This window comes from Dyadobacter sp. NIV53 (genome assembly GCF_019711195.1).
GTDB lineage: Bacteria > Bacteroidota > Bacteroidia > Cytophagales > Spirosomataceae > Dyadobacter.
The window spans coordinates 188699-204059 of record NZ_CP081299.1; the positions used below are offsets into that span (position 1 = coordinate 188699).

Genomic DNA, 15361 nt, shown 5'->3' on the forward strand with positions numbered 1-15361 from the left:
GTCCAGCTACGCTGTTTATTTATGTGTGCCTGTTTACTAAATACCAGCTGTAACTTTTTTCATTTTTTCCAAACCTGTTTTAGCAACCAGCAACGCATCCTGGGAATAATAACCTTTATTAAAAACCTCAAATGAAAGGATTACAGGTTTGTCCGGATTTTTAAGTGTTTTGAGCAGGTCTTTCAAAGGCGCCACTCCATCTCCTGCATATACCCGGTCGGCATCCGCAATAGTTTCTCTTGGCGGAGTTGCCGGATAATCATTCATATGGAAAATTTCGATCAGCGGTTTACCTACCAGTTTCACACTTTCCAATCCCGAACCACCTCTGTGTAAATGATATACATCCATAAGTAATCGTGCAGAAGGGTGTGAGGCTTCCGCCGCAACGTAGAGTATTTCTCCTACCCTGCTCAGGTTTTTCGAAAATCCCCACAATTCAAGATGAGGGACAACACCTGTTTTATCGCCTAATTCCAGGATAGTCCTGTAACGTTCTGCTACTTTTGCCAAGTCCAGTGAAACACCGGTAGTCGCGCCCATAGGCGGTGCCGCTATTCGTGGACAACCAATTTGAGCCAATTGGTCCATTTCCATTTTCAGCTGATCCAGCGCTTTTGCCCTGGCCGTTTCGTCATCAACAATCCAGGTAGCGAATCCTATTGCATCTTCTACTTTTAATCCGAGATCGTCAATGATACGTTTCGCTTCGGGTAAAGTAGCACCGGTTTTTAAGAAATCCTGTAAAGTATTTATCCATATTTCCACTGATTTATAACCAGCCTGTGCCGCTACTTCCAGCTCTTTCCTGAACCCCAATTGATGACCACGCAATGTGCTCATGTTCAGAGAATAAACAAAAGAACTATTTTTTTCTTTAACAATTTCGGCTGGTAATATTCCGGCTCCGGTTACGGCCAGTATAGAAGAAAGTGATTCGCGTCGGTTCATTAACAGGATTTCTAAAAATAGAGTGATATGTGATTAAAGAGTCTAAGCAGCTTTTTTTACCGTTGCACAAGTAAATTAACGTAAAATCCATGAGGATGGCGCGAACGTCCCCGTTCACGTCATCTTATGCCATCTGCAAATATTAATCAGAAACGGGATGTTCTCGCTACCGGATATTTGTAAATTGCAAAAACTATATTTTCCTATGCATCAGGATTACTCCATACCAACTCAAACGCGAATCGGTCATGTTCACCTTAAAGTGGCTGATCTGGAACGGGCAATAGACTTTTACTGCGGATTACTGGGGTTTGAAATTATGGCCCGGTATGGCGATCAGGCAGCATTTATATCAGCTGGCGGTTATCACCACCATATCGGACTAAACACCTGGTACAGTAAAGACGCTCCACCTGCACCGCGAAACGGGGTCGGATTATTTCACACTGCCATTGTCTATCCTACCAGAAAGGATCTGGCAACGATTTTTAACCGGTTACGACATGCCGGTTATCCAATTTCAGGAGCAAGTGACCATGGTGTTTCCGAAGCGCTTTATCTAAATGATCCGGACAGCAACGGAGTTGAATTGTACTGGGATCGCCCAAAAGAACTATGGCAGTTTCTGGAAGATGGTACGATTGAAATGTTTACCAAGAGCCTGGATTTAAAAGGCCTGCTGGGTGAATTGGATCCGGTTAAATAAGTCTGATTCATGTAAAAGCTTTTTTAAAGCAAACTAATTTTAAAATAAACGAGAACCTCCTTCATTAAATGACTTTAAAAATAAAAGAAAAACCATTTGAAAAGCAAAACCTGCATCCCCGGAATCCGCATCGCTTTCAGTATGATTTTAAAGCATTGATTCAAAGTTGTCGTGAGCTCTTGCCTTTTGTACAAATCAATAAATATCAAAATGAATCCATTGATTTTTCAAACCCAGAAGCAGTCAGGACATTAAATAAGGCCATTCTCAAACACTTTTATAATATTCAGTATTGGGAAATCCCGGCCAATTATCTTTGTCCGCCTATCCCTGGCCGGGCAGATTACATCCATTATCTGGCTGATTTACTTGATATAAAAACAAAGCATATTTCTTTGGGTAAAATCATTACCGGCTTGGATATTGGTGTAGGCGCCAACTGTGTTTATCCGATTATCGGACATCAAACTTATGGCTGGAATTTTGTTGGAACTGATATTGATCCAAAGGCAATTCAATCTGCACAAAGAATTGTGAATGCCAATGCAGACTTAACCCCGTTTATTGAATGCCGTTTACAAAACTCATCCGCCAGTATTTTTAAAGGAATTATTGAAGCAAATGAAAAATTTGATTTTACCATGTGCAATCCTCCATTTCATGCTTCATTGGCAGAAGCGAAAGCAGGAACCCAGCGCAAATGGCAAAATCTTGGACATCACAAAGCTCAGCAAAAAGAGTCTCTGAATTTTGGCGGCCAACACGCAGAATTATGGTGCCAGGGCGGAGAACAAGCATTTCTTATTAAAATGATTGAACAAAGTACACAGATATCCAGTCAATGCCTGTGGTTTACATCTTTGGTTTCCAAAAAAACAACTCTTCCGGCGTTATACAAATTGTTAAAAACAACCAAAGCCACGGTAGTAAAAACAATTGAAATGTCCCAGGGACAAAAAGTAAGCAGAATTATTGCCTGGACATTCTTAAGTGAAGATGAGCAGAAAAGGTGGAAATTGGATAAATGGCAGAAAAATACAAAATAGCATAAGTAACCAATGATCCCAGCAATCAAAACACTTCCCAATAAAAAACTCATTGGCAAGCGCCTGACAATGAGCCTCATCAATGATAAAACTCCTGAACTATGGCGAATTTTTATGCCCAGGCGTAAAGAAATCAAAAATTCCCTGACTTCGGATTTGTTTTGTTTGCAGATGTATAATCAATCCTTTGATGGCAACCAATTTAATCCTGACATGTTATTTGGAAAATGGGCAGCTGTGGAAGTTTTGAATTTTGATATGATCCCGGAAGACATGGAAACTTATACCTTAACTGGTGGTTTGTATGCCGTTTTCATCCATAAAGGCGCTGCAAATACAGGTGCCGAAACTTTTAACTACATTTTCAGTACATGGCTGCCCGCTTCGGAATATGTTCTGGACAACCGCCCACACTTTGAAATTTGGGAGAAAAATATAAAAACAACGATCCGGACTCGGAAGAAGAAGTTTGGATTCCCATTAAACTCAAATTATAGATTGTATTATCTCCAATTCAAAATCTTTTAATTCTCCGTTATGCCCGTATTCGTACAAAAACTGTCCGAATACGGACAATCCCAAAAAAGAAATCTCCTCAGAATCAGTTGTAAACTGCACATTCACCGGCTGGCACATATATTTTATACAAAGAACTATGTTATACAATGTACTGGAAGATTATTAATGATTAATTATCAATGCCGGATTACCGGTGCAATTAATTCCAGCTGCCCGTATGATTAACTTTTGAAAAATATCTATTAGCCAAAAAATAAAATTGCAGGTTGTCAAAACCCAACTATTATGTTTCAGAACTACTTTAAAATCGCCTGGAGGAATCTCTTGCGTAACCGCGCTTTCTCTGCCATCAATATTGCCGGGCTTTCTATTGGACTGGCTTCCTGCATGCTTATCAGTTTGTATGTTCTCGACGAATTAAGTTTTGATCGATACAATGAAAAAGCGGATCAAATTGTTCGTGTGGTCTTTAAGGGTACCATGCAAGGAGGCAAAATAAATGAGGCCCATGTAATGCCGCCTACAGCACAGGCTATCAAAGCCGATTATCCCGAAGTAGTGGCTGCTACACGTTTACGTCAGGGTGGATTTCCAAAGGTATTTGTTGGCAACAAACAATATACCGGTGACCCGATGGCATTTGTTGATCCCAACTTTTTCGAGATTTTCACATTACCGTTGGTTCAGGGAAATTCAAAAACTGCACTTACAGAGCCAAATACAATTATCATAACTCAGGAACTGGCAGAAAAATATTTCGCCAGGCGAGATGTTCTGGGTAAAGTAGTGAAATTCAAGGACTCAGATATTGCTTACAAAATTACCGGTGTGATGGAAAAGGTCCCTGCCAATTCCCACTTCCATTATGACATTTTCATTTCCATGACTGGTCTGGAAGAAGCAAAATCAACGTCGTGGATGCAGTCAGAATACTTTACTTACTTGCTGCTTCAAAAAGGATTTGACTATAGAAAACTGGAAGCAAAATTACCGCAAACAGTAGCAAAATATATGGGGCCCCAATTGCAAAAAGCAATGGGTGTAACATTGTCCGAGTTTCGTAAAAGCGGAAATGACATTGGTTTATATTTACAGCCACTGACTGAAATTCATCTGTATTCCAGTGCATCATACGATCTGGGAAACAGTGGAGATATTAAGTATGTTTATATTTTCGGAGCTGTTGCGATCATCATGCTGCTTATAGCATGTATCAACTTTATGAACCTATCGACTGCCGGAGCTTCCAAAAGAGCACGCGAAGTTGGAGTAAGAAAGGTTATGGGGTCAGAAAAAATAGAACTTGTCTGGCAGTTTTTACTTGAATCTGTATTACTTACTTCTATTGCGTTGGTTTTAGCAACAATTTTCGGTTTCATTGCGCTTCCATTGTTTAACAAACTTTCCGGAAAAGATTTATCATTACAGCTAAATTCTGTCCCTGCCGTATTATCAGGAATCCTGTTATTTGGCCTTATTGTTGGCATTCTGGCTGGAAGTTACCCGGCATTTTTTCTTTCTTCCTTTAAACCAATATCTGTCCTAAAAGGGAAATTCACATCCGACAAAGGCAGTATCGGGCTTCGAAGTGGGTTAGTTATTGTGCAGTTTTTCATTTCTATTACTTTAATAATCGGTACTACCGTTGTTTATCAGCAGCTCAAATACATACAAAACAAAAAATTGGGATACAATAAGGAGCAGGTTCTCATTTTAGATTCCTGGGCACTTGGTAAAAATCAGGAAGTATTCCATGATGAAATCCTGCGCGATCCGGAAGTGATCAACGTAAGTTCATCAGGTTATCTTCCGGCCGGACCTTCTTACAACAATAATTTCATGATCTATCCGGAAGATAAAAGCACCCAACTTGTTAAAACGCTCAGATATGACGTGGATGTCAATTACATTCCTACATTGGGTATGGAAATGGCTGCCGGACGTAATTTCTCTAAAGAATTTGGCAATGACACATCAGGCGTGATCCTGAATGAAACCGCTGTGAAAATGATGGGATGGAAAAATGATGCACTCAACCGCACCATTACCAATACCAATAATGATGGTAAAAAGAACACTTATAGAGTGATAGGAGTTGTAAAAGATTTCCATTTCCGATCACTGCACGAACGTATTACACCATTGGCTATGGTATTAAGCGGAGGTGCCGGAACGATGATCATAAAAGTTAAAACCAGGAATATGACTGCCTTATTATCCAAAATGAAAACGCAATGGGATACTTTCAAACCGGAAATTCCTTTTGCTTATTCGTTCATGGATGAGCGCATTAACAATACGTATCTGGCTGAGCAAAAAACAGGACAGATTCTGGGTGTATTTGCAGGCCTGACTATTTTTGTGGCTTGTCTGGGGCTATTCGGACTGGCAACTTTCACAGCTGAACAACGTACTAAGGAAATTGGTGTACGTAAAGTCCTGGGTGCATCAGTGACCAGTGTGGTTGCACTGCTTTCCAAAGATTTCCTTAAACTCGTTGCGGTTGCTATCATTATTGCTACACCAGTCGCCTGGTATGGAATGAACCGCTGGTTACAGGATTTTGAATACAGGATCAATATTTCATGGTGGATTTTTGCATTGGCAGCAATCCTGTCAGTTGGTGTTGCATTGTTAACTGTATCTTTTCAATCAATAAAAGCAGCGTTAATGAACCCGGTAAAATCCCTTCGTTCGGAGTAAGAAAATCCTCTGGATGTAATTTACTGAGTCAATTTTGAAGTGCATGTGAATCAGTGCTTTCAATTAAAAAAAATATTAAAAAATGAATAAGCTTAAACATATCTCAATAACTATAACCTTCATAATACTGTCAATTTCTAAACTGGCGGCTCAAAGTGCGACCGAAAAAGAAATAGACATTTTGATGCACAAGGTTCACGAATCCGGTATTTTCAATGGTAACGTATTGGTTGTAAAAAATGGAAAAACAGTTTATCAGTCTTCGTTTGGTTATGCAAATGCAGAAAAAACCATAAAATTGAATGCTGATTACCGTTTTAATATCGGATCCATCAGCAAGGAATTTAATGCAGTTGGAATCATGATGTTGAAAGAGCAGGGAAAACTTAATCTGGAAGACAAAGTTTCGAAATACATTGATTCATTACCAATTTGGGCTAATAAAATCAGTATAAAAAATCTCTTGCAATATACCAGCGGATTACCGGATATCAACTGGAAAACGATCCAAAGTGATTCAGACATTTTAAGGGATATGAAGCAGATCAGCGCCCTGAATTTTGAGCCCGGAACCAACTATGCTTATAACAACAGCAACGTCTTTTTACAACGCAGGATTATTGAAAAAATAACAGGTGCGACTTTTCAGAAATTCGTTGAAATGAATATGCTTCAGCCATGCGGAATGACAGCTTCGATGGTTGATCCGTATTTGAAAGGAAAAAATATTGCGGTATCCTTTAATAACGATTATGTAGAATCGCCCCGGCAGTTTTCATATGTAATGTCCGGCTGGACATCTGTAACTGCCAGTGATCTTTACAAATGGACGCAGTGTTTACATCAGTACAAATTGATCAGTAAAGCTTCATTTATCGAAATTCTTTTACCCGTTTCCCCTAACAAACAGTCAGGCCTGGGCGGTGGAAGAATTGAAAAAAATGAAATAACAGAGCACACACACCACGGTTCCAGTATAGATTTTGAAGCCCTCATGTACACCGAACCTGCGGATGATAATGCAATTATTTTGCTGACAAATAATATGAACTTTAAGGTTTTTGAAATAAAGGATGCTATAAAATCTATTCTGAATGGCACACCTTATATTATTCCAAAGAAGTCACTGTTAACTGCATTTAAACCAAAACTGAACGAATTAACAGGAGATGGCCTGGTCGCATTTTATAATGAACTGAAAACAAAATATCCGGATGAATATAACTTTCAAAACGAATCCGAACTTAATACAATCGGTTACCAACTAATGGGCAGTAAACGTTTTGAAGAAGCAATTACAATATTTGAATTAAATTTGAAATTATTCCCTAATTCTGCCAATGCATTTGACAGTCTGGGTGAAGCTTTTTATAATAAAGGAGACAAAAAATCAGCTCTTATAAATTATAAAAAATCACTTTCCTTAGATGCCAATAACCCCGGAGCAAAGGAAATTGTCGCTAAGCTGGAAAGTGATAAATGATTTGTTTGATACTAACTATCTCAACTTAGTGAAGTAATCAATTTAAAATTCATTTCTTCTTTTCTGTAAGTTTTTGGCATAAAAAAGCAACCTATATTTCAAATAGAAATAGATTGCTACAATAGTCAAAACTTAACACAATACATGCAAGATCCTTTTCTGAAAATAATTGGCCAGCATCAAAAGATCGTTCACAAGATCAGCCGGTTGTATAGAGATAACCGGGAAGACCAGCAGGATCTTTTTCAGGAAATTGTCTATCAACTCTGGAAAGCTTATCCAGGCTTTCGGAGCGAATCCAAAGTAAGTACCTGGATTTATCGCATTGCACTAAACACTGCCATTGCAACTTTTCGAAAACCCAAAATCCCGATTGATCGAACTGAAAACATTCCCGATCAATACCATCCCACCGATCAGCTTAAAATATCTGAAAATGAAGAGCGGCTATTTGCAGCTTTGAGGCAGTTAAATGATTCTGATAAAGCTGTTATATCGCTGTTTCTGGAAGATTATAGCTATGTCGAAATCGCTGCAATGATGGGCATTTCCGAAAATTATGTGGGTGTTAAAATCAATAGGATCAAAGAAAAATTAAAGCTAATCTTAAACATAAAAGAGAATGGATATCAATGACTTAAAATCAGAATGGCAAAATGCGGGAAATAACTTTGTTGATGAGGAAAAACTTAAATTAATGACAAAAATCAATCAGCATCCTGGATTAAAAAAACTGAGAACAGAATTATTTTTTGACGCAATTATACTGACGGCATTTCTTATTTTTTACTACGATGGTTTTGATGGAGACAAAAAGCCTATCCTGATTAATGCATTTTTGATCGCAAGTATTCTTATTTATATTGGCAATAATGTATTTGGTTACAAATTAATAAAAAATCCGGTTAGAGCAGAAAATATTCTCGCTTCAGTTGAGCGCTATATATTGGTTTTAAAACGATTGTCAATTACCACAATTATAGCATCCGTGTTGTATGCTACCACATTTACACTCTTTTTTACAATATCCTTACCCTCAACTCCAAAAAAATATATTGCTATTGCAGTTATGGTTCTTATTTTTGGCTCGGTGCGTTATGCCTATTACAAGAGGTGGCAACAAAAAATTGATCATTTCCGCCAGTTACTAAATGAGTTTAATAATGTAGATTAATTATGCAGCTAATCCCTTTTGAAGTTAGAGACCTGAAATTTTTACCTGAATTACAACCTCCGGATTGGGGAGATCTTGTTCCAAGATTTGAGTATTTTATTAAATCCGAATACTGTAAGCCTGTTAAGATCACAGAAAATAATCTGATAGTAGCAATCGGGACCAGCATGTTACATGACGACACGGTTTGGCTGGCTTGTATAATTGTTCATCCAAATCATAGAAAAAAAGGATTAGGAAATATTATTACAAAAAAGCTGATTGACGGAATAGATGGAAACATATTTAAGACTATCTATCTTGATGCGACTGAAATGGGATATCCGGTTTATAAAAAGCTGGGGTTTAAAATTGAATCTGAATATGTTCACTTACAGCAGGAACTGAACTTTGAACCTGATCCGATTTCTGAAAATATCATCCCGTTTCGCGAGGAATTCAGGAATTGTGTATTGAAGTTAGATGAAGAAATTTCCGGAGAAAGCCGTAAAGGAATTTTATCTGACTTCCTGGGTTCAGCTTTGGTCTACAAAACCGGGACGGAAATTCTGGGATTTTATATTCCCAGCTGGGGCGACGGGCCGATCATAGCCACGAACAATGAAGCAGGGCTGGAACTGATGAAACTACGCATACAGCAAAAGAAAAATGCCGTTATACCCATTGCAAATCAAATAGCCATGGAATTCCTGGAAAAAAACGGTTATAAAACATACAAAACTTCTAAAAGAATGTTGCTGGGAAATCCTGTAAAATCTAATCCAGCAGGAAGTTATAATTGGATCAGCGGACAACTTGGATGAGGTTACACAGAGGTATACAGAGAAAAAGGAGAGGGCAACAGAGTTCTTATAATTTTTCTCTGTGAAACTCTCTTTAAATCTGTGGCTCTCTGCGTCACCTTCAATATCTATAATACCAACTCTCCTATTTTGGCAACAAATTCAGTATGAGGTGCCATGGCTTTTACTATCCCGTTTTTATCAAGCAATATAAAATAAGGTGTTTCTCCAATTTTATAGCGATGGTTAAAACCATAAGACTCAGGAACAGGTACAAAACCACAGTTTCGCTTCGGTATGGCTTCACGGCATTCTTCTTCCGTATTCAAAGTGGTTCCCAGGGAAATAATATCAATTCCTTTTCGCTTGTTTTCTTCAATAAAAGCCGAAATGATCTTGGTACTGTTAAATGTGTAAAGTGGTTTTTCAAACTTAACCCAGAATCCCAAAAGGACATATTTTCCTCTCAATCTCTCAGAATTGTACTCCTTACCGTCCAATCCCTGCATGATAAATGGTTGCAACGGCTCACCAATTTCGGGCATCAGATCCGAATTCATAATAATTGAACCATCGTCCGCAATATCCTGTGATTTTTTTCTCACTAATGCATAAGATGAAGCTTGTCCAAATTTGTCAAAAACCGGTTCAGTTCTATACTTACCAGGATTTTTCTTTAAAATATCGTCATAGGCCTGATAACTGATATGCTTCCCGGTGGACTTGTCAATGATCACAGATTCTTTATTCATCACAAATTGCTGGCTCACTTTACCCTTGTAATTGCTTACCTGAGCAACATTTATTTCAACAAATAAAGCAAAAAAGGGTACAATAAAAATCCCGATTTTCTTAAAATTCATTTGGAACAATTTTAGTAAATATATTAGGTGAAATGGTTAAAAAGATGTGTTTTCAAGCACCAAAAGAGTTGTTGTAATGTTAATATAACTGATTATCCTCTCCCAATATTTTAAGCAAATCAACTTTTTGAAATTCTTATATGTTCGATCGGATTCGTGAGAAACTGGAAATTTTGGCCGACGCCGCCAAATATGATGTATCGTGTTCATCCAGTGGAAGTAATAGAAAAAATCTTAACAAAGGATTGGGTGATGCCGAAGGAATGGGCATTTGTCACACCTATACAGAAGATGGCAGGTGCGTTTCGTTGTTGAAAATTTTGCTCACCAACCATTGTATCTACGATTGTGCATTTTGTGTTTCACGCCGAAGTAATGATATTAAACGGGCTGCATTTACAGTTGATGAAGTGGTAGAGCTCACTATGAATTTCTACCGCAGAAATTACATTGAAGGTTTGTTTCTTAGTTCAGGCATTTTCAAAGATGGTGATTATACCATGGAACGCCTGCTTCGGATTGTCAAAAAATTAAGAGTAGAGGAAAAATTTAATGGCTACATCCATCTAAAAACAATTCCCGGAGCAAGTCCTGAATTACTGAAAGAAGCAGGTTTGTATGCAGACCGTATGAGTATTAATCTGGAAATGCCTACTGAACTAGGATTGAAATTACTTGCTCCCGAAAAATCCCATGAAGATGTTAAAAGGCCCCTTGATCTGATACATAAGAGTATTATCCAACTTAAAGATGAAAAGGCGCTGATTAAAAGTACACCAAAATTTGTTCCTGCCGGGCAAAGTACACAAATGGTAATTGGTGCTACACCGGAATCTGACAAAGAGATTATGCATACGGCTGATAAATTTTATAAAGATTATTCCTTGAAAAGGGTTTATTATTCGGGCTATATTCCGATCAGCCACGATAATCGTTTGCCGGTTATCGGAAGCCAGCCGCCATTGATACGAGAAAACAGATTGTACCAAACCGACTGGTTAATGCGGTTTTACGGTTTTGATGTAAAGGAAATATTGAACGATGCAAACCCAAACCTGGATGTAGATATTGACCCGAAATTAAGCTGGGCCTTGCGAAATCTGGATCAGTTTCCAGTGGATATTAATACTGCAGAGTATCAGATGATTTTGCGTGTACCTGGGATTGGTGTGGGATCGGCAAAGAAAATTGTTCAGGCAAGGCAATTTGGAAATTTACGTATGGATCAGTTGAAGAAAATAGGAATTTCTTTTAATCGTGCCAAACATTTTATTCGATACGCTGACAGCCCAATAAAGTTGAATGATTTTGAAGCCGGGCATATTAAAGGTATAATCTTATCAGAAAGTAAAAGCAAATATCTAAAAACGCCCGTCAATCAATTATCACTTTTTTGATGGAAATATATGTTTTTGATGGCGCGCTGGAAGGTTTGCTTACTGCCATTTTTGATAGTTATGAACGGAAAGCAATGCAGGTAAATGTCGTAAGTTCCGATCGTTACCTGCCAGACGTTTTTCAGGAATCTCACCTGGTAATTAGTAGTGACAATAAGGCTAATCGTGTGTGGAAAGGACTTCGTAAAAAACTGGATACGGACTGGATGAAAAAGTTTTATAATTCATTCCTGTCTGAGCAGCCTGATCTTTTCCAGGACCTGTTTGATTTTGCCCGTTACATTTTTGATAATCCTGCCGGAGCCGAAACGAATTTTGGTAATAATTGTGTATTATCCGTATCCCAAATGGAACGTAAAGTACATCGCGAAAAGCACAGAATGGAAGCATTTATACGCTTTCAGCAAACCGCCGATGGGATATTTTATGCTCATATTGAGCCGGATTACAATGTCCTTCCGCTCATTTCAGACCATTTCAGAAAACGTTATGCTGATCAGAAGTGGATTATTTTTGATTTAAAACGGAAATATGGATTGTTTTTTGACCTCGAAAAAGTTGAAGAAATTACCTTTGATTTTACTGCTGAAATGTCTTCTAACCTGAATACTTTGCCGGCACAGGTTCTCGATCCCAAAGAAGAACTTTATTCGTTGTTGTGGAAAGACTATTTCCGTAGTACTAACATCCCAGCACGAAAAAATATGAAACTGCATATTCAGCATGTTCCTAAACGGTATTGGAAATACCTTTCTGAGAAGCAGATGTGATTTATCCGTAATAAAATTACTGTTACCTCACAACTTTACTTTCCAGCCAACCTTTTCTAAACTTCACAATCTCCTCCGAAACTGCAAGCTTTGAACTTTCAAAAGGCTGAACAATGAACTTTGGGTTTTCAATCAGCTTGATAATACCCATCTTCGTTTCATCACGATGCTGATACTCAATATTTAGCTGATCACCAGGCTTATAGGTCGCAATAATTCCATCCAAATCCGCTTTTCTACTGATTGTTTTCCCATCTACTTTCAAAATTTGATCATCAATATCCAATCCTGCATCATACAGAGGGGTTCCAACAATCGTGTTGGAAGAAAGTTTCAGTGATGAGCCATCTTCATACCTATTGTCACCAAGCCATGCTTGTCCTTCAAACTGTCTTTTTAGAGTTAATCCGGCTTTTTTCAATAAAGGTGCATAATCAAATGATTGATGGCCGTTTACATATTTTTCAAAAAATGAGTATGCAAAAGCTTCATTCCTGGTAAAACTTGCCAGGACATTTTCCAGATCAGATACAAAGTATGGAATTTCCGTTTTGCCATGTTTCTGCCAAACGGCTTTCATGAAATCATCTAATGTAAGATTTCTTGAACGAAGCTCTAATTCCAAAGCAAGTGCAATAGAGGCTCCATATGGATAATAAGAAGTATATGTGTTTGGGTAATTTGTTTTATCCACTGCTACACCGGCATCCACAAACACAGCCTGGCAACTTGCCTGAACTGGAGACACACGCTTTGCACCAGCGGTATTTTCCTTTGTATTAATGAGCGAACTTAGCGTTCCGCAAAATTCTTCAAGAGAATCAAAGTTGGCTCTTTTCAGTAGTAACTCACCATAATACTGCGTAAAACCTTCCGCAAACCACAGTTCAAAACTCATATTACTTTTTTCATAATTAAACGGTTCCAGACTTTTAGGACGGATTCTTTCTACATTCCAGCTATGAAAAAATTCATGTGAAAACACGCCTAATAAATTGCTCGTACCATTAAATTTAACCGGTAGGGCAATCATAGTACTGTTTCTGTGTTCCATTCCGTCTCCTTTTACATATGGATTTATACTCGCCAGAAATGTGTATTGTCCGTAATCGAATGCCGGCAACTCACCATACACCATTTGTGCTTCTTGGGTAACCCGCTTAACCATTTCAGCAAAAGCATTTTTGAGTGTATCCTCACCGGCAGCTTCCAGTGCCAGTCGAAAATTGTAAACCTTATTATCAGGATTAGTCAGTTTCCATTCTTTAATGGTAAGGTCACCAATTTTTATCGGTGAATCCATGAAATACTGTAAATCGGGCGCGGTAAATATATTCGGGTTACTGGTTGGTTTTAATTGCGTGGCAATGGCCCATTTTTTATTTGCCGGTAGTTTAAACCCAATTTCTATAGGTGCTTTCTCCAAACCTTTCACCCACATAAATGTAGCCGGCATGTTCAATTGTACACTTGATTGGTCTACACCAGCATAAGTGCCATCCGGATAGTTGGCATACAATGTGTATACCACCTTAACATACCCATTCAGATTCGATACTTTATATACGTCACCGTCTAAACGTGTAATTGTAACTGGTTTCCCCGCCTTATCAGTTGCTTTAACATCATAAATATTTTTACCGTATTCATGCGTTGCGTATCTGCCAGGTGAAGATCTGCTCATTCGGTAAACTAATTCCTTTTGTGTAAAATCCATTGCCTCCACTTCTATTTTAGCTTCGTGGTGAATGATATTTGGAAAGGAAACCTGATAAGAAACTTTTTGGGCTGAAACGACATTTCCTGAAAGAAACAGAGCGGCAATTAGGGCAAAAGCTTTATTCATTGTATATAAATATTATATGACCGTTTTGCTAATTTAAGTTTATAAAAGATATATGTAGTAACGCAATAGTTGTTTTAATCATGAAAATGGATAAAATCCAAAGAATTATGGGTTATGCTTAAATAGAATATATATTTGTTCCGGAAAAAGAAGAGTTGTAAATTAATACAGATAAGTGCAAATTGATAAAATGAAATCTCAAACTATAATAAAAAATATCGCTTTTTTCGTAATACTTCTGGCTAACATAGGTTGTGACCAGATTTCCAAAAACATTGCACGCCAGGAATTAAGCGATTACGAGAGGATCAGTTACATAAAGAATCACTTTACCTTTACCAAAGTTGAAAATACCGGAGCTTTTCTGAGTCTCGGAAGTGCCCTACCCGATTTTATAAAATTCTTCCTGTTGTCGATTGTACCATTGCTTGCACTGAGTTATGGAATTGTATTTTTATTCCGGAAGCAAAATCTATCTAAAGTAAGTGCTGTGGCACTGTGCTTCGCCATTGGTGGTGGAATTGGAAATATTTACGACAGGATCATTCACGGTTCAGTTACAGATTTTATGCATATTGATTTCGGCTTCTTCGAAACAGGAATCTTCAATATGGCTGACGTTTCTATAATGGTCGGTATGGTTTTATTCTTTGGCCAGTCTTATTTTAAGAATAGTAATAATGCTGTTAAAAATTGAATTTACTATTTATATGCAGCCGTAACCAATGGCGGAGCCCAACTGCAGAGAGAATTTTTGATTGTCCGGATTATCCCTCAAAGTCTGCCGGAATTTCAGGTGTTGCACGAATCAAACTAAATGAAAAATTAGTTATTTGGGCTGATTTAATTTTTGTTATGGAAAAACGACATCGTACCGTCGTTCAGGAAAGATTTCCTTATGAACTAGCCGGTAAAAAAATCATAGTTTTAGATATTTCTGATGACTACCAGTTTATGGATGAAGAATTAATAGAAATACTTAAAAATGGTGTAGAGCCCTATTTGTGACTTCTAATCAAGATAAAGGCCCAGTCTGAACGGCATTATTAGCGAAAAAAAGTGAATAATAGTTTTCCTGGATTGCATTTAGCCTGGCTTTGCCGTTCAGACCGGTAGCGCAC

The 15361-nt window shown here is 38.0% G+C and carries 15 protein-coding genes; 12 read left to right on the forward strand and 3 right to left on the reverse strand.

The features are described 5' to 3' along the window. Positions 1–36: 36 nt before the first annotated feature. Entirely contained in the window at positions 37–951 is a 915-nt protein-coding gene (locus tag KZC02_RS00875; protein WP_221392365.1) for a sugar phosphate isomerase/epimerase, read from the reverse strand. A 205-nt stretch (positions 952–1156) separates the two neighbouring features. Here KZC02_RS00875 and KZC02_RS00880 point away from each other — a divergent pair, with 205 nt between their 5' ends. The 8 genes from KZC02_RS00880 to KZC02_RS00915 all read left to right on the forward strand — a co-directional run bounded on the left by KZC02_RS00880 (position 1157) and on the right by KZC02_RS00915 (position 9385). Continuing rightward, entirely contained in the window at positions 1157–1657 is a 501-nt protein-coding gene (locus KZC02_RS00880) for a VOC family protein (RefSeq protein ID WP_221392366.1), read from the forward strand. A 68-nt stretch (positions 1658–1725) separates the two neighbouring features. Beyond that, a complete protein-coding gene (gene rlmF, locus KZC02_RS00885) occupies positions 1726–2703 on the forward strand; it encodes a 23S rRNA (adenine(1618)-N(6))-methyltransferase RlmF (RefSeq protein ID WP_221392367.1) in 978 nt (325 codons plus the stop codon). A 12-nt stretch (positions 2704–2715) separates the two neighbouring features. Continuing rightward, entirely contained in the window at positions 2716–3231 is a 516-nt protein-coding gene (locus tag KZC02_RS00890; RefSeq protein WP_310590393.1) for a GyrI-like domain-containing protein, read from the forward strand. 276 nt (positions 3232–3507) lie between these two features. Beyond that, positions 3508–5925, forward strand: coding sequence for an ABC transporter permease (locus KZC02_RS00895; RefSeq protein ID WP_221392368.1), 2418 nt, complete (start codon positions 3508–3510; stop codon positions 5923–5925). A gap of 82 nt (positions 5926–6007) precedes the next feature. Then, complete coding sequence (locus KZC02_RS00900) at positions 6008–7408, forward strand: serine hydrolase (RefSeq protein WP_221392369.1); 1401 nt, start codon at positions 6008–6010, stop codon at positions 7406–7408. A 144-nt stretch (positions 7409–7552) separates the two neighbouring features. After that, the gene (locus KZC02_RS00905) at positions 7553–8044 is read left to right on the forward strand and encodes an RNA polymerase sigma factor (RefSeq protein WP_221392370.1); all 492 of its coding nucleotides are present in this window, start codon (positions 7553–7555) and stop codon (positions 8042–8044) included. Continuing rightward, positions 8031–8582, forward strand: coding sequence for a hypothetical protein (locus tag KZC02_RS00910; RefSeq protein WP_221392371.1), 552 nt, complete (start codon positions 8031–8033; stop codon positions 8580–8582). The genes KZC02_RS00905 and KZC02_RS00910 overlap by 14 nt, the downstream gene beginning before the upstream one ends. Before the next feature lie 2 nt (positions 8583–8584). Further along, complete coding sequence (locus KZC02_RS00915) at positions 8585–9385, forward strand: GNAT family N-acetyltransferase (protein WP_221392372.1); 801 nt, start codon at positions 8585–8587, stop codon at positions 9383–9385. A 107-nt stretch (positions 9386–9492) separates the two neighbouring features. On the opposite strand, the gene KZC02_RS00920 is transcribed toward KZC02_RS00915, so the two are convergent. Continuing rightward, entirely contained in the window at positions 9493–10227 is a 735-nt protein-coding gene (locus KZC02_RS00920) for a thioredoxin-like domain-containing protein (protein ID WP_221392373.1), read from the reverse strand. A 140-nt stretch (positions 10228–10367) separates the two neighbouring features. Here KZC02_RS00920 and KZC02_RS00925 point away from each other — a divergent pair, with 140 nt between their 5' ends. Continuing rightward, a complete protein-coding gene (locus KZC02_RS00925; protein ID WP_221392374.1) occupies positions 10368–11624 on the forward strand; it encodes a putative DNA modification/repair radical SAM protein in 1257 nt (418 codons plus the stop codon). Continuing rightward, positions 11624–12394, forward strand: coding sequence for a TIGR03915 family putative DNA repair protein (locus KZC02_RS00930; protein WP_221392375.1), 771 nt, complete (start codon positions 11624–11626; stop codon positions 12392–12394). Before KZC02_RS00925 ends, KZC02_RS00930 begins: the two co-directional genes overlap by 1 nt. A 22-nt stretch (positions 12395–12416) precedes the next feature. Here the strand turns inward: KZC02_RS00930 and KZC02_RS00935 are convergent, their stop codons facing one another. Next, complete coding sequence (locus tag KZC02_RS00935; protein ID WP_221392376.1) at positions 12417–14240, reverse strand: M61 family metallopeptidase; 1824 nt, start codon at positions 14238–14240, stop codon at positions 12417–12419. A gap of 190 nt (positions 14241–14430) precedes the next feature. Here KZC02_RS00935 and lspA point away from each other — a divergent pair, with 190 nt between their 5' ends. Next, positions 14431–14937, forward strand: a complete 507-nt coding sequence (lspA, locus tag KZC02_RS00940; protein WP_221392377.1) for a signal peptidase II — start codon at positions 14431–14433, stop codon at positions 14935–14937. Next, a complete protein-coding gene (locus KZC02_RS00945; RefSeq protein ID WP_221392378.1) occupies positions 14934–15248 on the forward strand; it encodes a low molecular weight protein tyrosine phosphatase family protein in 315 nt (104 codons plus the stop codon). Before lspA ends, KZC02_RS00945 begins: the two co-directional genes overlap by 4 nt. The last annotated feature ends 113 nt before the right edge of the window (positions 15249–15361 follow it).